18 protein-coding genes, 1 tRNA gene and 1 other RNA gene are annotated in these 19,027 nt (G+C 64.8%); 12 read left to right on the top strand and 8 right to left on the bottom strand.

Annotation, left to right across the window (positions count from 1 at the left end):
• Position 1 precedes the first annotated feature (1 nt).
• Complete coding sequence (locus AC3A4M_RS07995) at positions 2-496, bottom strand: DUF4188 domain-containing protein (RefSeq protein WP_498735082.1); 495 nt, start codon at positions 494-496, stop codon at positions 2-4.
• A 76-nt stretch (positions 497-572) separates the two neighbouring features.
• Between AC3A4M_RS07995 and AC3A4M_RS07990 the strand changes: the two genes are divergently transcribed.
• The gene (locus tag AC3A4M_RS07990; RefSeq protein WP_498735080.1) at positions 573-1,136 is read left to right on the top strand and encodes a TetR-like C-terminal domain-containing protein; all 564 of its coding nucleotides are present in this window, start codon (positions 573-575) and stop codon (positions 1,134-1,136) included.
• Between the two features lie 37 nt (positions 1,137-1,173).
• Here AC3A4M_RS07990 and AC3A4M_RS07985 read toward each other — a convergent pair whose 3' ends face one another.
• Both AC3A4M_RS07985 and AC3A4M_RS07980 read right to left on the bottom strand, forming a co-directional pair.
• Complete coding sequence (locus AC3A4M_RS07985) at positions 1,174-2,169, bottom strand: GT-D fold domain-containing glycosyltransferase (protein WP_498735079.1); 996 nt, start codon at positions 2,167-2,169, stop codon at positions 1,174-1,176.
• 149 nt (positions 2,170-2,318) lie between these two features.
• A tRNA-Ser gene (locus tag AC3A4M_RS07980) sits at positions 2,319-2,403 on the bottom strand.
• Positions 2,404-2,541: 138 nt separating this feature from the next.
• Between AC3A4M_RS07980 and ffs the strand changes: the two genes are divergently transcribed.
• From ffs to recR, 3 genes are all read left to right on the top strand, one after another.
• Positions 2,542-2,637: signal recognition particle sRNA small type (ffs, locus tag AC3A4M_RS07975), an RNA gene on the top strand.
• A 63-nt stretch (positions 2,638-2,700) separates the two neighbouring features.
• On the top strand, positions 2,701-6,150 hold the full coding sequence (locus tag AC3A4M_RS07970; protein WP_498735077.1) for a DNA polymerase III subunit gamma and tau: 3,450 nt from the start codon (positions 2,701-2,703) through the stop codon (positions 6,148-6,150).
• Positions 6,151-6,172: 22 nt separating this feature from the next.
• Positions 6,173-6,769, top strand: a complete 597-nt coding sequence (gene recR / locus AC3A4M_RS07965; RefSeq protein ID WP_498735075.1) for a recombination mediator RecR — start codon at positions 6,173-6,175, stop codon at positions 6,767-6,769.
• A 6-nt stretch (positions 6,770-6,775) separates the two neighbouring features.
• Here the strand turns inward: recR and AC3A4M_RS07960 are convergent, their stop codons facing one another.
• Positions 6,776-7,555 (bottom strand): GntR family transcriptional regulator, encoded by a 780-nt coding sequence (locus tag AC3A4M_RS07960; protein WP_498735074.1) that lies wholly within the window; start codon positions 7,553-7,555, stop codon positions 6,776-6,778.
• 331 nt (positions 7,556-7,886) lie between these two features.
• Here AC3A4M_RS07960 and ehuB point away from each other — a divergent pair, with 331 nt between their 5' ends.
• From ehuB to AC3A4M_RS07935, 5 genes are all read left to right on the top strand, one after another.
• Complete coding sequence (gene ehuB, locus AC3A4M_RS07955) at positions 7,887-8,816, top strand: ectoine/hydroxyectoine ABC transporter substrate-binding protein EhuB (RefSeq protein ID WP_498733706.1); 930 nt, start codon at positions 7,887-7,889, stop codon at positions 8,814-8,816.
• Between the two features lie 8 nt (positions 8,817-8,824).
• Complete coding sequence (gene ehuC / locus AC3A4M_RS07950) at positions 8,825-9,556, top strand: ectoine/hydroxyectoine ABC transporter permease subunit EhuC (protein ID WP_498733704.1); 732 nt, start codon at positions 8,825-8,827, stop codon at positions 9,554-9,556.
• On the top strand, positions 9,553-10,206 hold the full coding sequence (ehuD, locus tag AC3A4M_RS07945; RefSeq protein WP_498733702.1) for an ectoine/hydroxyectoine ABC transporter permease subunit EhuD: 654 nt from the start codon (positions 9,553-9,555) through the stop codon (positions 10,204-10,206). The genes ehuC and ehuD overlap by 4 nt, the downstream gene beginning before the upstream one ends.
• Positions 10,190-11,035 carry an ectoine/hydroxyectoine ABC transporter ATP-binding protein EhuA gene (gene ehuA / locus AC3A4M_RS07940; RefSeq protein ID WP_498735073.1) on the top strand — a complete coding sequence of 282 codons (846 nt, stop codon included), beginning with the start codon at positions 10,190-10,192 and terminating at the stop codon, positions 11,033-11,035. The genes ehuD and ehuA overlap by 17 nt, the downstream gene beginning before the upstream one ends.
• Positions 11,036-11,287: 252 nt before the next feature.
• Positions 11,288-12,574 carry an aspartate kinase gene (locus AC3A4M_RS07935; protein ID WP_498735071.1) on the top strand — a complete coding sequence of 429 codons (1,287 nt, stop codon included), beginning with the start codon at positions 11,288-11,290 and terminating at the stop codon, positions 12,572-12,574.
• A 93-nt stretch (positions 12,575-12,667) separates the two neighbouring features.
• Here the strand turns inward: AC3A4M_RS07935 and AC3A4M_RS07930 are convergent, their stop codons facing one another.
• Positions 12,668-12,886 carry a hypothetical protein gene (locus tag AC3A4M_RS07930; RefSeq protein ID WP_074700099.1) on the bottom strand — a complete coding sequence of 73 codons (219 nt, stop codon included), beginning with the start codon at positions 12,884-12,886 and terminating at the stop codon, positions 12,668-12,670.
• Between the two features lie 51 nt (positions 12,887-12,937).
• Entirely contained in the window at positions 12,938-13,147 is a 210-nt protein-coding gene (locus AC3A4M_RS07925; protein WP_498735069.1) for a hypothetical protein, read from the bottom strand.
• A 98-nt stretch (positions 13,148-13,245) separates the two neighbouring features.
• Here AC3A4M_RS07925 and AC3A4M_RS07920 point away from each other — a divergent pair, with 98 nt between their 5' ends.
• Positions 13,246-13,701 (top strand): MarR family winged helix-turn-helix transcriptional regulator, encoded by a 456-nt coding sequence (locus AC3A4M_RS07920; protein ID WP_498735067.1) that lies wholly within the window; start codon positions 13,246-13,248, stop codon positions 13,699-13,701.
• A gap of 81 nt (positions 13,702-13,782) precedes the next feature.
• On the opposite strand, the gene AC3A4M_RS07915 is transcribed toward AC3A4M_RS07920, so the two are convergent.
• Entirely contained in the window at positions 13,783-16,827 is a 3,045-nt protein-coding gene (locus tag AC3A4M_RS07915; protein ID WP_498735065.1) for a S8 family serine peptidase, read from the bottom strand.
• 336 nt (positions 16,828-17,163) lie between these two features.
• Between AC3A4M_RS07915 and AC3A4M_RS07910 the strand changes: the two genes are divergently transcribed.
• The gene (locus tag AC3A4M_RS07910; protein WP_498735063.1) at positions 17,164-18,120 is read left to right on the top strand and encodes a 3-methyladenine DNA glycosylase; all 957 of its coding nucleotides are present in this window, start codon (positions 17,164-17,166) and stop codon (positions 18,118-18,120) included.
• Positions 18,121-18,346: 226 nt separating this feature from the next.
• On the top strand, positions 18,347-18,691 hold the full coding sequence (locus AC3A4M_RS07905) for a serine protease inhibitor (protein WP_498735061.1): 345 nt from the start codon (positions 18,347-18,349) through the stop codon (positions 18,689-18,691).
• Between the two features lie 75 nt (positions 18,692-18,766).
• Here the strand turns inward: AC3A4M_RS07905 and AC3A4M_RS07900 are convergent, their stop codons facing one another.
• Complete coding sequence (locus AC3A4M_RS07900; RefSeq protein WP_158300444.1) at positions 18,767-18,937, bottom strand: hypothetical protein; 171 nt, start codon at positions 18,935-18,937, stop codon at positions 18,767-18,769.
• Positions 18,938-19,027: the final 90 nt, after the last annotated feature.

The raw sequence follows: 19,027 nt of genomic DNA, 5'->3' as shown, positions 1-19,027 counted from the left end.
CTCAGACCTTGGCCGGCTTCTGCCGCCCCATCCGCTGCCGCGCGGTATTGCTGCCGCGCCCGATCGGCGCGCTCTTGGTCGCGGCGCCGAGGCCGAAGGGCGGCATGTCGCTGTAAACGGACTCCTGGTCGTGCACGGCAACCTGGTAGGTCTCGTGCCACACGCCGATGTCGCCGCTGCCCGCCGATTCCCGCATGAATTTGCGCCAGGGCTCCAGATGCGGAGCCGTCCGGTCCGCGGCGAAGCGCTGGATGTGCTCGGGGCTTTCCCAGTAGCTGAGCATGATGGTGGTCCTGCCAAACCATGAATGGAAGCCCAGCAGACCCGCTTCCGGCGTGGTCACCAGATGGTTGAGCATGCGCGCCATGGCCGTAGACATGGGCAGCAGTTTGCCGAACTTCCACCAGCGGTTGGCCCGCATGCCGATCAGGAAAACCGTCACGGTCTTTGTCTCCGGGACCGCGGTAAACCTGCCGGAAATAACGCTCTGGCCCATGGCCTTCTCCTACGTTCTTGGTGCCGCTTCATTTTATAACGACGTTATAAAACAATGTTATGGAACAATGGGAGCCATGGCAAGACCTACTGTTTACGATTCCGAACTGCGGCAGCGTTTGATCGAAACGACGGCAATCCTCATGGCCGAGCAGGGTCCCAGTCGGGTGGCGTTGCGCGATGTCGCAGCAGCAGCGAACACCTCGACGACGGCGGTCTACTCGCTTTTCGGCGGCAAGTCGCAGTTGCTGACGGCGGTGGTTGACGACGCCTTCCACTCCTTCGGGGATTCCCAGCGCGCGGCCTCTCCCGGGGGTCTGGCGGCACTGGGTAGGGCTTACCGTCAGTGGGCGCTGGAGCACCCGGCGTTCTACACGCTGATGTTCGGCTCCACCGCGGCGCAGATCCCTTGCGAACCAAGTCCCGATGCGTCCTCGAACGCTATCCAACCCCTGTACGAGGCGGTGGCCAAAGCACTCGCCGCAGCCGGATCCGAGGAGTCCGTGCCGCTGGTTGCCGCAGCCATTTGGGGCCAGGTCCACGGACTCGTCAGCCTCGAACTCGCCAATGTCCCCGGCACCGATTGGGCCGCCGCCTACGAAACAGCGCTCCGCGCCATCGAGCGCACCTACCCCGCCTAGCCACGCGGATCAGGCCGGCTAGGGCCCAGCATCCCTGCTACTTCGCGGTGATCTCGGCCGCAACCCGACGCGCCGTCGGCATTTCCTCCGGCAGGGCAGCACCCTCAAGGACGTTCAGGTAACTCGCCGACAGGTGTCCGATATCCAGGGCCTGCACCCCGCGTGCGGCGAGCATGTCTGCAGCTACCGTCGCCGCGGGCCCCAGCGAGAGCAACGCCAGATCCAGCCCGGAGGCAACAACCTGGTCCACCAGTCGGGGCAGATCATCAAAGGCGTCCGTCGGCTTCGAGAAGAACTCCGTAGCACTGCGCAGCGAGCCAAACAAGGGGTCGATCAGGTCGAAGCGGGAACCTTCGCCGGTAATGACGGCTGCATCCCGGCCGGCCCAGACGGACCGCCACGCTTCCACTGCGTCCTGACCGTATTGGTCGAACGTGGAAGGGCGGGTCACATGGCTGTTGCCGAAACGTTCCTGTGTTGCCACCAGCGGCCCGACGAAATGCCAGGTCTCCGCATACACGATGGACCAGTGCAGCCCGAGGAACACCTGAGGCATTCCAAACAGGGTGTCCGGATGGGGCGACACGAGGACGCTCTTCAACGCGGTCATCAGCTCCGGCGAGTTCTTATGGAACTTCAAATTGTGCTCGCGGCGGTACATCAGGCGGAATTCTCCGTCGCCGAACCGCGCAAAGCTCTTACGCTCGTCACGGATGACCGCCAGCGTTTCGAGGTGATCCAACTGCTTGGCCTGCATGACCTCGGCAATGTCCTGGCGGATAGGCGCCATGACGGCTCCGCGGATGTTCTCCGCGATCGTGCGCGTGCGCTGCGCCTCCCAGTGCAGTTTCGCGATGACCTCGTCGCGCTTCTTCTCGGTCTGGGCGAGCGAATTCTGGGTCTGGACGAGCGACTTCAGCAGCTTGTTCTGCTCTTCAAGGAGCTTGATCTGCCGGTTGGCGGCGTCGAGCGTCTTCTTACGATGCTGCAGCGTGCCTGCCACGATCCGTCGCAGTACATCAACTTTCGACATGACGCCCCCTGCTTGTACGGCCACCAGGGCCGATGTTACGTATCACCAGATATTAGCGCCAGCCGTGCCCGAGACCCGTGAGCCTCGGCGGACAGTCACTCAATTAAAGAAAAAAGTCCCGCCACAGGGGCGGGACTTTTTCCTATCCGCGGAGGATGGGGGATTTGAACCCCCGAGGGCGTGAACCCAACACGCGTTCCAGGCGTGCGCCATAGGCCGCTAGGCGAATCCTCCAGATGTTTTGCTCAACAAGAGCAGGTACAAGACTACCTGACGGCTTCCGAAAGTGGCGAATCGCGCGACGCACGCCACTAGGGCACCCTCGGCACCGGACCGATTTTCAGCCACCCGTCCATCTCGGGTAGACTATTGGACGGCCCCTCATGTGGTGTCATCCTGTGAACTCCCCCAGGACCGGAAGGTAGCAAGGGTAAGCGGGCTCTGGCAGGTGCATGAGGGGTCTTTTACGTCTATCCCCAGCGCCGGGATGCCTGATGCAAAGTACGAGCCGCAACCGATAGGGTTCTTATCGTGAGTACAGCCCTCTACCGTCGTTACCGCCCCGATTCCTTCGCGGACGTTATTGGGCAGGAGCATGTCACCAATCCGCTGATGGCCGCTCTGCAGAAGAACCGCGTCAACCACGCCTACCTGTTCTCCGGCCCGCGCGGCTGCGGCAAGACCACCTCCGCCAGGATCCTGGCCCGTTGCCTCAACTGCGCCCAAGGCCCGACGCCGACCCCTTGCGGACAATGCGATTCCTGCGTCGAGCTCGGCCGCGGCGGCCCAGGCAGCCTGGACGTCATCGAAATCGACGCCGCTAGCCACGGTGGCGTGGACGACGCCCGCGATCTGCGCGAGCGCGCCACCTTCGCCCCGGTGCGGGACCGCTACAAGATCTTCATCATCGACGAGGCCCACATGGTCACCTCGGCCGGCTTCAACGCCCTGCTGAAGATCGTGGAAGAGCCGCCGGAACACATCAAGTTCATCTTCGCCACCACGGAGCCGGACAAGGTCATAGGGACCATCCGCTCGCGCACGCACCACTACCCGTTCCGGCTGGTGCCGCCGGAGCCGCTGATGCAGTACCTGGAACTGCTGTGCAACCAGGAAAACGTGCCGGTTGCCCCGGGAGTGCTCTCGCTCGTCGTCCGCGCCGGCGGCGGTTCCGTGCGCGATTCGCTCTCCGTGCTGGACCAGCTCATGGCCGGCGCCGGGCCCGAGGGGCTGGACTATGAACTGGCCGTCTCCCTGCTCGGCTACACCCACGCCTCACTGCTCGACGACGTCGTCGATGCCTTCGCTGCCCAGGACGCCTCCACCGTTTTCAGCGCCGTGGACCGCGTGGTGCAGACCGGCCATGATCCGCGCCGTTTCGTCGAGGACCTGCTCGAGCGCTTCCGCGACCTGATCATCGTCAAGGCTATGCCGGAGAGCGCCCACGCCATCCTCCGCGGTGTGCCCGAAGACCAGATCGCGCGGATGCAGACCCAGGCCAACCAGCTCGGTGCCTCCGAGCTCTCCCGCGCCGCGGACATCACCAACCAGGCGCTTACCGAGATGACCGGTGCCACATCGCCGCGCCTGCATCTGGAACTTCTCTGCGCCCGCATCCTGCTGCCGGTCGCCGACCAGGCCGAACGAGGCGTCGCGGCCCGCGTGGACCGGATCGAGCGCCGGCTCGCGTATGCCGGGGAGCTGCCCGCCGGAGCGCCCAACCACGCTCCGCCCGCCGCAGAAACCAATTACGACGCCGGATCCGCGCCTTCCGTACCAAGTGCCGAAGGTGCCAGCGGGGCGGCCCAGGTCCGGGAAGCGCTCCGCGCCGCCCGCACCCAACCAGTACCGGCAGCAGAAACGCAGCCGTCGCCGCAGAACGCACCGCCCCCCGTGCAGCCGGCGCCGGCCCCCGCCCAGCCCGCACCCCAGAGCACTCCCACTCCCATCCAGCCCTCGGAGGAACCGCGGCAGCAGCCGCAACCAACTGCCGAGGAGACTGTGCCGACTGGTCCTCAGGCGGCACCCACCGCTTCCCCGGCTCCTGCCGCACAGCAGCCAGAAGAGCAGCCGGCCTCGCGTGATTGGGGCGGCACCTGGGGTGCGGTTCCCGAGCCGGAACCGGCAAAGCCCGCCCCCGCGCCTGCAGTTCCTGCGGAGCAGGCAGCACCTGGCCAGCAAGCTCCGGCACGGGCACCGGCACCGGCGCAACAGCCTGCACCAACCCAGCCGGCTGCTCCCGCAGCAGCACAAGCAGGCCCCTCTTCCTCCGCACAGTCAGGCCCGCGACCCACAACGCAGCCGGGCGCGCCGACAGGCCACCCAGCTCCGGCGCCAGCACAATCGGGCCCCCCGGCGGCGGCAGCCCAACAGCGCCCTGCTGCATCTGGTGCCACCGGATCAGTGGAGATGTTCCGCCGCGCCTGGCCGGAAATCATGGATGTCCTGAAAACCGAGAAGAAGTTCCTCTGGATGACAGTTGAACCACACACCTCGCTTGCCGGTTTCGATGGCCGGACGCTGACAGTGGCCTTCTCGAACTCCGGTGCGATGAATGCGTTCAGCAGCAAGCAGGAGAACGCCGGAATCCTCAGACAATGCATCTTCAAGGTGCTCGGCGTCGACTGTGCCATCGACGTTACGGCCGGAGGCTCTGCCCGGGCAGCGGGTGAACCCGCCCCAAAAGTACCTACTAGCTGGCAGCCGCCGGCAGACGGTGCGGCACCACGGACTATGAACGCGCCCGCACCGGCCATGCCCGCCGCCGGGTCCTCTGCCGCGCCTGCGGCAGAGCCTGCCCCGGCGCAAAATGCCGGCCAGAACAGGCCTGTCCCTGCCGCCAGCCCTACCCAGAACCGTCAGGCAGTTCCTGCGCAGAACGTTGGCAATGTGTGGGGACCCGTGGCTCCCATCCCGGACGCGAACTCCGCCTCCGCGGGTATTCAGTCAGCAAGCGCGGCTACTGCAACCACCACGCTCCCCGCCAGGACTCCATCGGCGCTCAGCGAACCTTCTGCACAGAGTGCGGCCTCCACCAGCAGCATGGCATCGGGGCAAAGTGCGCCATCGGCGGACAGCGTACCGTCGGGTGTCAGTGCAACGTCCCCCCAAAGCGCCCCGTCCCCAGCCAGCAGTCCGTCGGGCACCAGTGCCGTGTCTGCACAAAGCGCACAGTCGGTCCAGAGCAGCCCGTCGGCTCCCAGCAGCGCCTCCGCGCAGAGCGCCCCGTCCGCCGCAAGCGCACCGTCCGCTGCGTCCTCCCGTCCAGTGGCAGCAGCGGAACCGGTGACCGTACCTCCGCCGGCACCCGGGGAACGGCCGGTATTCGGCCACCTTGCCCAAGGGCAGCCGGCAGCCGCCAGGCCAACGGTATGGGAACCGCCCCAGGCTTCCGGCGCAGCATCTGCGCCGCAAGTCCCCGCGCAAAACGGACAACGTCCTGCAACCGACCGGCCGCAGCCTGAAAAGCCTGCTTCGCCGAGTGTGCCGGACGTGCCTCAATCTCCCTACGACGACATTCCCTTCTCAGATGAGGAACCGCCGTCGGAAGAATGGGACGCCAGCCCGGACCTCGAGCCAAGGCGGCCGCAGGTCCCGGTGCAGCCATCACCGCCCCCCGCGGCCGCATCCCCGCAGGCTTCGGCAGCATCCCAAGCCCCTGCGCCGTCGCCCGCTGATGCTCTAACTTCGGCCCAAACGCCTGACACCGCTGCTGCGCCGGATCCCAATAAACCCATGAGCCGCTACCAGCGGCTGCTCAACCAGGCCAGAGCTGCCGAAGCGCAAAGCCGGCCAGCCGGCACTCCCGCCGGGCCAGTCTTCGGCAGCAGGGGCGGCAGTGGCCTAAACTTGAGTCACGTCGAGGACATTCCCAGTGAAGATGACTTAGCCATCGAAGACTCGGGCTTGGTAGGCCGCGCCGCCATTGAACGGATACTGGGCGGGCGGTTGATTGAGGAGCAGAGCCTCGACGGTTCCTAGACTGTTTGGAGATTGAGGTTCAGTGTACGAAGGTGCCGTCCAGGAGCTAATCGACGAGCTTGGCCGGCTCCCCGGTATTGGACCAAAGTCAGCCCAGCGCATCGCTTTCCACATCCTGGAAGCCGATCCTGCCGACATGCAGCAACTGGTGCAGGCCATCACCAACGTCAAGGAGCGGGTGAAGTTCTGTTCGATCTGCGGCAACGTCTCCGAGGAGGAGACTTGCAACGTCTGCCGTGATCCCCGTCGGGATCCCACCCAAATCTGTGTGGTGGAAGAGTCGAAGGACGTCGTGGCCATAGAGCGCACCCGGTCCTTCCGCGGCCGCTACCATGTGCTTGGCGGTGCCATCAATCCGATCGGCGGCGTAGGCCCTAATCAGCTGCGGATGAGGGAACTGCTGACCCGGCTCACCGATGGCCAGGTCCAGGAAATCATCATCGCCACCGATCCGAACCTGGAGGGCGAGGCGACGGCGACCTACGTCGCGCGGCTGCTCAAAGACTTCGATATCAAGGTAACCCGGCTGGCTTCAGGCCTTCCCGTCGGCGGAGATCTGGAATACGCCGACGAAGTAACGCTGGGCCGTGCCTTCGAAGGCCGGCGCCAGCTCAGCTAGCCAAGTTCAGGAAAGATCCGTCAGCGGCTGGGTGATCGGCCCCAGCGCGTAGGCTCCTGCGGGAGCGGGTTCCTCGGTGACAGTTTCCACGTGAACGCCCCGCTCTTCGAGTACACCGGTCAGCCGGTCCACCGCTTCCACCATGTGTTCCCTGATGGCATCGGCCGCGGCCTCGGAGTCCCAGTCCTGCAGGGCAGCCATGATGCCATGGTGCGATTGGGTAATGTCTTTACGCACGATGTAGCCGCGCTTGCTGCTGAAGGCCGCGAGCCGGGTCTCCACCACCAGCGTTGACATGTAGCGGCTCAGATGCGCATTGTCCGCGGCGTCGACCAGGGCGAAGTGGAAATCCAGGTCCGCGTCGCCGATGGCACGGGCATCATTGCCTTCGGCCGCCCGCAACAGATGGTCGAAAGCGCGCTGAACCTTGGCGACGGCGGCGTCGTCGTGCTTATCGATGATCATCCGGGCCGCGTGGCTCTCCACCGCGACCCGGGCCTCGAACAGGTCATCCAGCCGGTCTTCGCCGATCACGGCCACGCGCATCCCCTGCCCCGGCTTGGCCGTCAGCAGCCCTTCCTGGACCAAGCGCTGGGCGGCTTCACGCAAGGGGCTGCGGCTTACGCCAAGCTGCCGGGCAATCTCTACTTCGCGCAGCGGCGAACGCACGGCCAGCGCACCGGAATAGATGGCGTTGCGCAGTTCCGTGGCAATCAGGTCCACAGTCGAGGGACGATGCACTCTCAGGACGGCCGGCGCGTTGCGGTGTGCAGAGGGATGGGGCATCTGGGTCCTTACGTGTCTTGCGTTTGGCACCTGGATTACTCCTGAGTAGTGCACAGGCTGGGGACGAATCCGCATCGTGGCCAAATCGTAATCAGTATAAGTGTGAGGGCCAACATCCGCGGAAGTACGCGGATTTCAGCCCGTAACCGGAGCGAAATACTCCGGGTCGCGCTGCTGTCGACAATCATACATGCAGACTTGCAGATTGTATGTGGTGACGAAAATTACTAGCGTTGATCTCAGTCATCCCAAATTCGGGTCGGGTCGGCTGGGGTGCGCATGTGCGTAGACCGGGTGGCTTCGCCCATTTCACGACCGAAAGAGGAACATGATGAACGCTCGTACTACTAAGTCCCGGGCGGCAATGGCCGCGGGGAGCGTGCTGGCGCTGGTGCTGATGGCTGGCTGCGGCGACGGACAGATCGAGCAGGGCGGCGAAGGCGGCGGAGAGAGCCCCGCTGCGGGCAACACGCTGGCGGAAATCCAGGAGTCGGGCACCGTTACCGTTGGCATTGCGGGCGAGGCCCCGTACTCCTTCCAGGAAGGCGGCGAGCCGACCGGTGCGACCATTGCCATGCACGAGAAGATCTTCAGCGAGCTCGGCGTCGAGAACGTTGAAGCACTCCTGGTGGACTGGGACGCACTGATCCCGGGTCTGAATGCAGGCCGGTTCGACGTGGTCAGTGCCGGCATGTCCATCCTGCCGGAGCGCTGCGAGCAGGCCGCTTTCAGCGACCCGGAAATCATGTACACCACGGCACTGATGGTCCAGGAGGGCAACCCGAAGAACCTGACGGACCTGGATTCGGTCGTGGCTGCTGAAGAAGGCGGCGAGGACATCAAGCTGGCCGTTCTCTCCGGCGGCATCGAAGCCGGGTACGCCGACAAGCTGGGCCTGGATGTCCAGTCGGTTGGCAACGCGCAGGACGGCATGGACACTGTCGCGGCAGGCCGCGCCGATGCGTTCGCCATGACGGCCATCTCCCTGAACTGGCTGGCCGAGAAGAACCCGGATGCCGGCATCGAGGTTACTGAACCCTTTGTCCAGGTCATCGACGGCGTAGAGCAAATCGGTGCCGGCGCCACGGTCTTCCGCCAGGGCGACACGGAACTGCTGGAGGCCTACAACGCGGAACTGGCCAAGATCACCGAGTCCGAAGAGACCTACACGGACGTAGTCGGCGAGTTCGGCTTCACAGCCGAGAACCTCCCGCCGAAGGACCTGACGACCGAGCAGCTCTGCTCCGGAGACGTGGGCTAGTCCACCTAATGGAAAGCAATTTCGAAGCGCTGGCAGAGGCGTGGCCGAGGATCCTGGACGGGTTGGGGATTACCCTCCAGCTGACTCTCGGCGGCGCCCTGCTGGCGATGGTTATCGCCGTGATCCTCGGCTTGGGCTCGCGGCTGCACAACATTGTGCTCCGCGGCCTATGCCGGGGGATCATGGAATTTTTCCGCGGCACTTCGCTGGTAGTCCAGCTGTTCTTCTTCTTCTTTGTTCTGCCGCAGCTGGGGCTGGAGCTGCCGGCAATGGTCTGCGGCATCCTCGGCCTGGGCCTGAACTACGGCGCCTACGCGGCCGAGGTAGTGCGCGGATCCATCAATTCGGTTCCGACCGGGCAATGGGAAGCCACCACGGCGTTGAGCATGTCCAAGTCGCAGCAGATGATCCGTGTCATCTTCCCGCAGGCCTGGGCGCTAATGATTCCCTCGCTGACGAACTACCTCATCCACATGCTCAAGGGCACGGCAATCGTCAGCTTCATCACCCTTGCCGACCTGACCTACCACACCGAGCAGCTGCGCGAACAGACGGACACCTTCTTCGCCTACGGCGTGAGCCTGGTGATCTACTTCGTCATCGCGTACATCCTGACGCTGATCATGAACGCTCTTGAGGTACGGGCCAAGCACCGCCTCGGCCGCGGCGAATCGCTGCGCGAGGCGCTGACCCCGAAGACCCCGGAGACCGCCGCAGCGGAAGGAGGCCGGAAAGTATGAACGGCTTATGGGATTGGGACGCCGCCTGGGCGGTACTGCCCGAACTGCTCGTGGCCTTCGTCCAGGTCACCTTAATCGTCACCGTACTGAGCACCGCCATCGCGGCCGTGCTCGGACTCTTCATCGCGATCCTGCGCATGTCGGTGCCGAAACCGATTGGTGCCGTCATCACTTTCATCGGCGACTTCATCCGGATGACGCCGATCGTGGTGCAGCTGCTGTTCGCGTACTGGACCTTCCTGACCGTCGAACCGCTGACCATCGGCATCGTGGTCTTCGGTATCCACTACTCCACGTATATGGCCGAGGTCTACCGGGCCGGCATCGACTCGGTGCCCAAGGGCCAGTGGGAGGCCACCACCGCTCTGTCCATGTCCAAGCGGCGGGCCTGGACGGCCGTGATCGTTCCGCAGGCCCTGCGGGCAACCGTTCCGGCGTTGGGCAACTACGCCATTTCGATGTTCAAAGACACCCCGTTCCTGCTGACCATCGGCGTGGTGGAAATGGTCCGGGCCGGGCTCACGTTCGGCGGCAACAACTTCAGATATATGGAGGCCATCACCCTGGCCGGCGTGATTTTCCTGCTCGCCAGCTACCCGACCTCCCTGCTCATCTCCAGATTGGAAAAGCGCCTTGCCTACAACTACTGATCCCCACACCGCGGCCGGCAACGGCACCGCGGCCGCCGTTCCGGCCATCAGGTTCGAGAATGTGGAGAAGCGGTTCGGCGACAACGTGGTCCTCAAGGACCTCAATTTCGAGGTGGCCAAGGGCGACCGCGTCACCCTGATCGGGCCCAGCGGCTCCGGCAAGACCACCATTCTCCGGCTGGTCATGACGCTGGAGAGCCTCAGCGACGGGTACATCTACATCGACGGCGAACCGCTCACGCACGAACTGCGGGACGGCAAGCGCGTTGCGCGCAGCGAAAAGGCCCAGAAACAGATCCGCAAACGCATCGGCATGGTCTTCCAGCAGTTCAACCTGTTTCCCAACATGACCGTGCTGGAAAACATCATCGAGGCTCCGGTCCACGTGCTCGGCCAGTCCAAGGCGGAGGCCACCAAGCGCGCCATGGAGCTGCTCGAAAGCGTGGGGCTTCCGGGCAAGGCCAAAGCCCACCCGCTGCAGCTTTCCGGCGGCCAGCAGCAGCGCGTTGCGATTGCCCGTGCCCTGGCCATGGATCCTGACATCCTGCTGCTGGACGAGGTCACCTCGGCGCTGGACCCGGAGATTGTGGGCGAAGTGCTCGGCATTCTGCGCCATATCGCCGAAACCACCGACATCACCATGCTGATCGTCACGCATGAGATGCAGTTCGCCCGCGATGTTTCCAACCGGGTCATGATGTTCGACGGCGGGCGCGTGGTCGAGGAGGCAACGCCGGACGTCATGTTCACGAACCCGCAGCACGAACGCACGCAGGCATTCCTGCGTGCCGTGCTCGGCAGCAGTGACGGCCAGATCGGCACGCACTGACACCGATAAAACCCAAGCGACGACGGCGGCGACTGCCGTGCGTAAGCCGGCCCGCCGCCGTCGTTGTTCCCGATTTTCCGAAGGTCACACTGGCCTGTTTGTTCAAATCTATTCACCGCGGATAGCTCCGCGGCGCTAGACTTTCCTTGCCGAGTGCGTCTGCAGCCGACGTGTATGCATCGGCAGATTTCCCAATTGCCTACCGTGCCAGGCTGCCGGTCGGCCCCAATCCAGGAGTTGTTTAGAGAGCGCATGAGCTTGATAGTGCAGAAGTTTGGTGGTTCCTCAGTATCGGACGCCGAAGGCATCAAGCGGGTTGCCCAGCGCGTGGTCGACACGCAGGCTGCCGGCAACGAAGTTGTGGTTGTTGTGTCCGCGATGGGCGACACCACCGACGAGCTGCTTGATCTTGCTGACCAGGTTACCTCCGCCCCCAGCGCACGCGAGATGGATATGCTGCTGAGCGCCGGCGAACGAATTTCCATGTCCCTGCTGGCCATGGCCATCCAGGAACAGGGCGCCACGGCGCAGTCCTTCACCGGCAGCCAGGCCGGCATGATTACCGACGCCATCCACGGCAAGGCCCGCATCATCGACGTCTCCCCGCACCGGGTGAAGACGGCGCTGGAGAAGGGCGACATCGCAATCGTGGCCGGCTTCCAGGGCATGAGCCGCGAAAGCCAGGACATCACCACGCTGGGCCGCGGCGGTTCCGACACCACCGCAGTGGCACTGGCCGCGGCGCTGAACGCCGATTCCTGCGAGATCTACACGGACGTCGACGGCATCTACACCGCGGATCCCCGCGTTGTCACCAATGCGCAGAAGATCGACGAGATCTCCAGCGAGGAAATGCTGGAAATGGCGGCCTCCGGATCCAAGATCCTGCACCTGCGCTGCGTGGAATACGCCCGCCGCTTCGGTGTCCCGCTGCACGTCCGCTCGTCGTTCAGCACCAACGAAGGGACCTGGGTGCTGCCCAACCCCGACGACAAGATCAAGATCCAAGAGGGAGAACCCATGGAACAGCCCATCATTTCCGGAGTGGCCCATGACCGTTCCGAAGCCAAGGTCACCATCATCGGCGTGCCCGACATCCCCGGCAAGGCCGCAGAGCTGTTCGGCATTGTCGCCGGCGCCCACTCCAACATCGACATGATCGTGCAGAACGTTTCCACCAAGGGAACCGGCAAGACGGACATCTCGTTCACGCTTCCCATGGTGGAAGGGAAGGAAGCCCTGGAAGCGCTCCGGGCCTCCCAGGACACGGTTGGGTTCGACAGCATCGACTACAACGACCAGGTGGGCAAGCTCTCCCTGATCGGTGCGGGCATGCGCTCCAACCCCGGCGTTTCCTACAAGTTCTTCGACGCGCTGCACAAGGCGGGCGTGAACGTGGACATGATCTCCACGTCCGAAATCCGCATCTCGATCGTCACCCACGCCGACCTGCTGGACACCGCCGTGCGCGCCGTCCACGCCGCCTTCGGCCTGGACTCCGAGGACGAGGCCACCGTCTACGGCGGCACCGGGCGCTGATCCGGCACTGGCCAAAAAGAAAGACCGACGGCGGTCCCGCATTGCGCGGGCACCGCCGTCGGTCTTTCTTATGGCTAATTGGCAGATTTGGCCTCAGGCCACGTCGTGGCGTTTGCGGATTGCATAGGCATGGCCTTCGGCATCCCGCTCCACTTCGATTTCCGCAAGCTGCTCCTCCGAGGCCTTTTCGGCGTCGTCGTGCTTGTGGACCACTGGGGTATCAGAATCGATCCGGTCTGCTGGACCCCACACTTTGGCGGCCTCCGCGGTTATACGCATGAACGTGCGGAGAAAGCGCGAATTCTCAGCCATCTGAATCACCTTCTTGACGAGGCTGTTATCCGTATGACCAGTGTACGACTTCTACTGCTTTTTGGGCACGATGTAGGTACTGCCGTCCGCCCGGCGCACGGTTTCCCACTGCGCCGCGTCCGCTTCGCGTTCCTGAAGCAGACGGCGGTTGTCCTCGGTCATGGGATGGTCCACGCCGCTCTTTTGCGCGGGGCCGAAGACCACGCGAAGTTTGCCGGTGATGTTCATGAACCTCTGCACCGAGTTCTTCTTGCCGGCCATGTGGGCCTCCTTACGTCTGCACCGCGGATTGGAACGATTCCTTCTTCCAGCATAGGCTAACACTTAGTGCGCTAACTATTTGAAGAGGTGTGATTCGTATGACCGCAGCCGTACGGCAGGGCGAGGACCTGCTGCTCGAACACCAGCTCTGCTTCGCTTTGTCGGTAGCCTCGCGCAACGTGATCGGCGCTTACAAGCCGGTCCTCGAGAAACTCGGCATCACCCATCCGCAGTACCTGGTGATGCTGGCACTGTGGGAAGAGAGCCCCCGGATGGTCAAGGATCTGGGCGAAGCCCTGGCCCAGGAGCCCGCCACGCTCTCGCCGATGCTCAAGCGGCTCGAAGCAGCCGGACTGATCACCCGCGACCGGGTACCGGGGAACGAACGCGCCCTGGCTATCGGACTGACAGCGAAGGGTAAAGCCCTGCGGGAAGACGCCCTGGCGGTGCCGGGCACCATGCTGCAGCGGCTCGGCCTGGACCGCGAGCAGCTGGTGGCGCTCAACGAGTCAATGCGGGATCTGATTGCCGCCGCGCAGGAGGCAGCGCACTAACGCCGCAGGTGGAGGCCGGCAGTTTCCCGCCGGCCTCCACCGCTTTGTTGTTGGTACCGCCTTATTGGTACGGCCGCTCCCCTACGGGACGTTCACGGTCAGCGCAGTGCTGGCACTGTCGCCGAACCGGACCAGCCCGACCCAGCTGCCTGATTTCAGACCGGCCCAGCTGGCCTCAACGGAACCGGCTTCCCCGTTGCCCAATTCCAGCGGATCCGGGCTTACCGTCAGGTTGCCCGCGTCGCCGGCCAAAGCCACCGTGTTGACTGTTCCGGTGCTTGTAGTGGCACCGTCGGAGGTGCCCCAAAGATGCCCGATCACCTGGTACGTGCCGGGTTTCGGCTTGTTCAGCACCAAGGTCTCGCTGGAGTTGGCCGTGGCCTGCGTCAGCTGTTCACCGGCAGGAGTCATCACGTAGAGGTCCCAGTCTGCCGTGGGAACTGCCGCGTTGATGGACATCTGGGCCATGGTGGCCCCTTCGGGGACCACCAGGCTGGCGACGATCGCGCTCTTGGCGGTGACTCCGTTCGGATCGGCCGTCCGCTCAGCGGTGATTGCATCGGCCTTCGCCATGCCCTCCACCGCGACGTCGATGGGCTGGTCCGTTCCGGAGGTGACCTCGATGGCCGCCGAGCCTTCACTTGCGGCCGAGTCAACCACCACGGTCTCCGGCGACAGCACCTCCATCGGCCGGATGGCGATCGGCGACGCCACCGAACGCTTGCCGTCCTGCCACGCCAGCTCGCCCATTGCGAACTTGCCGTACGCTGCGCCGTCGTTCTTGAAGGTCACGGTGAAGGAGGCCTCCTGGCCCTTCCGCAGCCTCAGCACCGAGGGCTCGACCGTGGCCTCGATACCCGGCAGCTCCACGCTGGCCCGATAGGTCCCGGATTTCAGCGCCGTCACCGAGCGGGTCACGGAAACTTCGCCGGTCAGCGCCCCCAGCGCAATCGAGGGCACGTTCAGGTCCTTGGCCTCGATTGCGAGGTCTTCGTCGAGCCCGATGTCACCCACCGCGCCCTGCAGGAAGCCGTACCAGTCTTCGACGCCCGCGTCATAGACCAGCCCCGGATCCGCCATCCGCCGGACGTCCACCTGGCCGGCGCCGGTGGCGAAGTTGTCCGTATTCGTTGTGCCGTCCTCGTTCACGAGATCGCCGGCCGTGGTCATCAGCGCGGACTTGATCGTGGAGGGCGACCACAGCGGATTCTTGCCCAGCAGCAGGGCGCCGAAACCGGCAACATGCGGTGCGGCCATCGAGGTTCCGGACATGAAGCCGAAATTCTCCTCGCCCTCCACAGGCGAGACGCCAGCGAGCACGTTGACGCCCGGAGCCGCAACGTCCGGCTTGAGCAGATCCGATCCGACGGCTGTGGACGGACCGCGCGAGGAGAAGGCCGCCACCTGCGGCACCGGGCTGTCCGGCAGGCCGGTGGTATCCGAATCGACCAGCGCGGCGGTGAGTGAAGGGTCCTGCGCGACCTTGTCCTTGATGCCCGGGTCTCCGATGTGGACCGTCGGCACGGCATGGAGATCAAGGTCCAGGGAACCGGGCACCGTGTTGACCAGGACCATGCCCACACCCTCGGCCTGCTTCACCGCCACCGACTTCTCGGCGCGGGCGATGACGCCGCGGTCGCAGATGACGATCTTGCCCCGCACCTTTGCCGGGTCGAGCGAACCGGGGGTGCACAACGCCGCGTCCTCCGGTTTGGCCGCGGCCGTACCGGCGTCCTTGGACAGGACCAGGGCGGTCTGCCCCAGCTCGGAACTCATGATCGACGTGCCGCGGTACTTGGTGCCGTCGGAGAGTTCAACCGTGCCCTGCAGCTCGTTAGAGAATGTGCTGGCCGCGACGGTGGTCAGCCACGGGGCACTGTGGTTCACGGTGGTGTCGGCCGGGCCGGCGTTGCCTGCGGCAGCGGAGACGAAGATGCCGACTTCCGCCGCGCTCAGGAAGGCCATGGACACCGGATCGATCACCGAGTTGTTGTTGCCGGAAATGGAGTAGTTCAGCACATCCACGCCGTCTTTGATGGCCTGCTCGATGGCCGCAATCGCGGCCGAGGAGTAGCAGCCGGCGGCCGCGGCGCTGTTGTCCTGCCAGCAGATCTTGTAGACGGAGACCTTCGCTGCCGGCGCCGCGCCGGAGCCGGTGCCGAACGCCCGGCCGTCCACGGCGGTTTCCACACCGCTGTTGCCGGCGGCCGTTGAGGCGGTGTGGGTACCGTGGCTGTCAAGGTCCAGCGGTGAAATGCTCTCCTTCGGATGCCGTTTTTCCGGCGGCACGAACTTGAGGAAATCATCGGCGTAGTAGCGCGCGCTCAGGACCTTGCTGTTGCATTCAGTGCCGGTGAAACCCGAGCCGGCCGCACCGGTCTGGCATTCGCCGACAAAGGTGGACCCGTCCGACTTAAGCATGGCGATCTTGCCCTCGCCGTTCAGGTAGGGCACCCCGACCTTGGGCTTGCCCTTGAGCGGGGCGACCTCCCCGCCGGCAAGGAATTCATTCTGCGGGTGGTAGCCGGTATCGATCACGCCGACCACGGTGCCCTTGCCCGCGTTCTTCTCCGAGCCGTACTGCTGGTTCCAGACGCCCTTCTTCCCGGGCAACCCCAGGTAATCCACGCTGGAGTAGACCGGATGGTGTTGCTCGTCCTCGGTGACGGCCAGCACGCCCGGAGTCTTGGCGAGTGCGGCCGCCTGGACGCCGGTCAGGTCCGCGGCGAATCCGTTTACCGCGGTGGTGAAGCTTTTGCGGATTTCCACGCCCTCCTCGGCCGCTACCGCCTGCTGCCTCTTCTTCAGGTGCTGCTGGTATTTCTTGGCGTTGGCATTGCCAACGTCCAGCTTGCGCCCCTTCTCGGGTTTGGTGGCAGCGATACCCGCCACCCCGCCGTCGTACGTTGCCACTGGCTGTGCTTCGAGCATGACGATGTAGTGCCCGTCCTGGTAGAGCTCGGGCACCTCCGCCAGCGGGGAGTTTTGAATCGTGGTGGAGATGACAGGAGGCGCTGCTGCGGCCGGTCCGGCCAGGCCGGAAAGTAGCAGCGGCAGCCCCAGTGCGAGTGCTGTGGCGGCGCGGATGCTGCGCCGCCGCACAAAGCTGTTGCTTTGCATGGTCATGAGAAGGAACGCCTTTCATCCTGTGGACCGAACCAACTTGATCCGCTCCGCAGGCCCGCCAGGCTGCCCGCCCTTCGGTGTAGAAACGATTCACCGAACGGCGTGCGATCCGGCTCTGAAGCCGGCCCCCTTCCCCCAACGGCGTGACCGGAGTCACTTTTTGGCGGGCCCGTGAGCTCAAAATACAGCAGAAATTTTTCTCAAAGAAGCCTTTCAGGTATTTCCGAATTACTTCCTTCACGGCGCCACCAATCCGTGATCTGAGTGTAGCGCTGCGCCCCGGATAGTGATATAGGCGTAGTAATCCAGGCGGTGCGCACCTGCGAGAATGGATACATGTGGCAAAGGCAGTTGATCCGGCCGGAAGTCCTCCCGCCCGAGGAGTGGTTGCTCCGGGCGCAGGAGCACCAGCGCAGGGCTGCCCGCTTTACGGAGCCGTATCTTCAGCGGCGTTCGGCCGGGCGCAAGCATCCCGTGGAGGACTTCCTCTTTACCTACTACAGCCACAAACCCGGACAGCTGCTGCGCTGGCACCCGGGCGCCGGCGTCGTCCTGACCGGTGAAGCCACAATGGAGCGGCAGGATTGGAAGTACTACCGCCCGCTGTCCGCGCCGGAACGCGGGGTGCTGGGGCTGCCAACGGACCTGGCTAACGACGGCGGCGCGGTCACCTTTGATCACGAAAAATTTCGCCGGGAGCGGGCAGAAATCACCGCCTTCGCGCGGGTCATCCTGGCCCGCACCGCCGCCCGTCCGGCGCGGTTCGCCTGCTTCGGGCTGCACGAATGGGCGATGGTCTACAAGTCCAGGCTCAACGGGGTGCGGCACGAATACCTCGACCTGCGGCTCGGCGCCGAGGGGACGGACACCGTGGTGGAGGAAAGCCGGATCGGTTGCTCGCACTTCGACGCCTACCGCTTCTACACACCCCAGGCCGCGCCGCTGAACACACTGCGGCCCACCCGCGAGAACCAGCGGGACATGGAACAGCCTGGCTGCCTGCACGCCAACATGGACCTGTACAAGTGGGCCTACAAACTCAGCCCCGCCCTGCCCAGCGAACTGGTGATGGACTGCTTCGAACTGTCCTGGCGGATCCGCGAAATGGACATGCAGGCCTCGCCGTACGACCTGTCCGCCTGGGGCTACGAGCCGATCCGGATCGAAACGGCCGAGGGGCGGGCCCAGTACGCCGCGGCCCAGCGCGGCTTCTCGGAGGAATCCCAAATACTGCGCGGCCGGCTGCTGGCCGCGCTGGACAACTTGGACAGTCTGGACCGTATGGACGGGTGAGATCATGGACAGCAATTGCGCTGCAACAAGAGCAACGCGGGCTCTGCTGGCCGTGCCGGTGGCACTGGCTCTGCTGCTGGGCGGGTGCACACCACCGGAAGAGGAACCGCCTCCGACTACGTCCCCGCCGCAAACGACGGCGCCCGCCTCGCCTTCGGAACCGGCTTCGCCAGCCCCGTCCGCGCCCGGCAGCGCCCCGCCGAGCAGCCCAGAGGAAGGAACCACCATGGTCGATGCCAACCTGAGAATCGAGCTGACCTCCGCCGGGTCCGAGGCCGTGCAGGAACGCATCCTGGAGTGCGCAGACTCGCAGCCGCTTGAAAGTTCCACGGTGCGGGAGCCGGCAGCCGCCTGCGAAGCCCTGGCGAATGCCGGCGAGAAAGTGTTCTTCGGGCTGCCGGATCCGAATCTGATCTGCACCCAGGAGTATGGCGGGCCGCAGCAGGCGCACGTCACGGGAACGCTCAACGGGAAGCCGGTGGACAAGCACTTCTCCCTCACCGACGGCTGCAAGATCTCCGAGTGGAACGCCATGAAAGCGCTGCTCGGCGGCATCGGCGGAGCGGTCTAGGCTGCCAGCCGAAGGGCAAGGAGGACGACGGCGGCAGCCGGGTTCCGGCGTCGTTGTTTGCTGTGCGGGCGCCGGCTAGCGGCGGGGGTTGCGCACGGCCTCGCTGACTCTGCGGGCAAGATCCTCGTGGGCGGCACGCTCGGCCTGCTTGTCCGCGCGGTACTTTTGGACCACCATGCGGGCCAGGCCGCCGGCAATGGCCGCCGCCATGATGGGCAGGAGCAGGGACTTGGGTTTCTCGGGCATGGCGCAATCGTACGGGGGCCTGCGCGTTTTTGGCACCGGTTTGGGGCCGCGGTCACGTAGAATTTGCGGTTTGCCAGAGCCGGTAGAATG

The organism is Arthrobacter sp. Soil_C_60, assembly GCF_057656375.1.
This window is presented reverse-complemented; position numbering and strand designations above follow the sequence as displayed.

Excerpts from the sequence above, each read along its gene's own strand:
- AC3A4M_RS07995 (WP_498735082.1), bottom strand. The coding sequence starts at position 496 with ATGGGCCAGAGCGTTATTTCCGGCAGGTTTACCGCGGTCCCGGAGACA.
- AC3A4M_RS07990 (WP_498735080.1), top strand. The coding sequence starts at position 573 with ATGGCAAGACCTACTGTTTACGATTCCGAACTGCGGCAGCGTTTGATC.
- AC3A4M_RS07985 (WP_498735079.1), bottom strand. The coding sequence starts at position 2,169 with ATGTCGAAAGTTGATGTACTGCGACGGATCGTGGCAGGCACGCTGCAG.
- AC3A4M_RS07960 (WP_498735074.1), bottom strand. The coding sequence starts at position 7,555 with ATGCCCCATCCCTCTGCACACCGCAACGCGCCGGCCGTCCTGAGAGTG.
- ehuB (WP_498733706.1), top strand. The coding sequence starts at position 7,887 with ATGAACGCTCGTACTACTAAGTCCCGGGCGGCAATGGCCGCGGGGAGC.
- ehuC (WP_498733704.1), top strand. The coding sequence starts at position 8,825 with ATGGAAAGCAATTTCGAAGCGCTGGCAGAGGCGTGGCCGAGGATCCTG.
- ehuD (WP_498733702.1), top strand. The coding sequence starts at position 9,553 with ATGAACGGCTTATGGGATTGGGACGCCGCCTGGGCGGTACTGCCCGAA.
- AC3A4M_RS07935 (WP_498735071.1), top strand. The coding sequence starts at position 11,288 with ATGAGCTTGATAGTGCAGAAGTTTGGTGGTTCCTCAGTATCGGACGCC.
- AC3A4M_RS07930 (WP_074700099.1), bottom strand. The coding sequence starts at position 12,886 with ATGGCTGAGAATTCGCGCTTTCTCCGCACGTTCATGCGTATAACCGCG.
- AC3A4M_RS07925 (WP_498735069.1), bottom strand. The coding sequence starts at position 13,147 with ATGGCCGGCAAGAAGAACTCGGTGCAGAGGTTCATGAACATCACCGGC.
- AC3A4M_RS07920 (WP_498735067.1), top strand. The coding sequence starts at position 13,246 with ATGACCGCAGCCGTACGGCAGGGCGAGGACCTGCTGCTCGAACACCAG.
- AC3A4M_RS07915 (WP_498735065.1), bottom strand. The coding sequence starts at position 16,827 with ATGACCATGCAAAGCAACAGCTTTGTGCGGCGGCGCAGCATCCGCGCC.
- AC3A4M_RS07910 (WP_498735063.1), top strand. The coding sequence starts at position 17,164 with ATGTGGCAAAGGCAGTTGATCCGGCCGGAAGTCCTCCCGCCCGAGGAG.
- AC3A4M_RS07905 (WP_498735061.1), top strand. The coding sequence starts at position 18,347 with ATGGTCGATGCCAACCTGAGAATCGAGCTGACCTCCGCCGGGTCCGAG.
- AC3A4M_RS07900 (WP_158300444.1), bottom strand. The coding sequence starts at position 18,937 with ATGCCCGAGAAACCCAAGTCCCTGCTCCTGCCCATCATGGCGGCGGCC.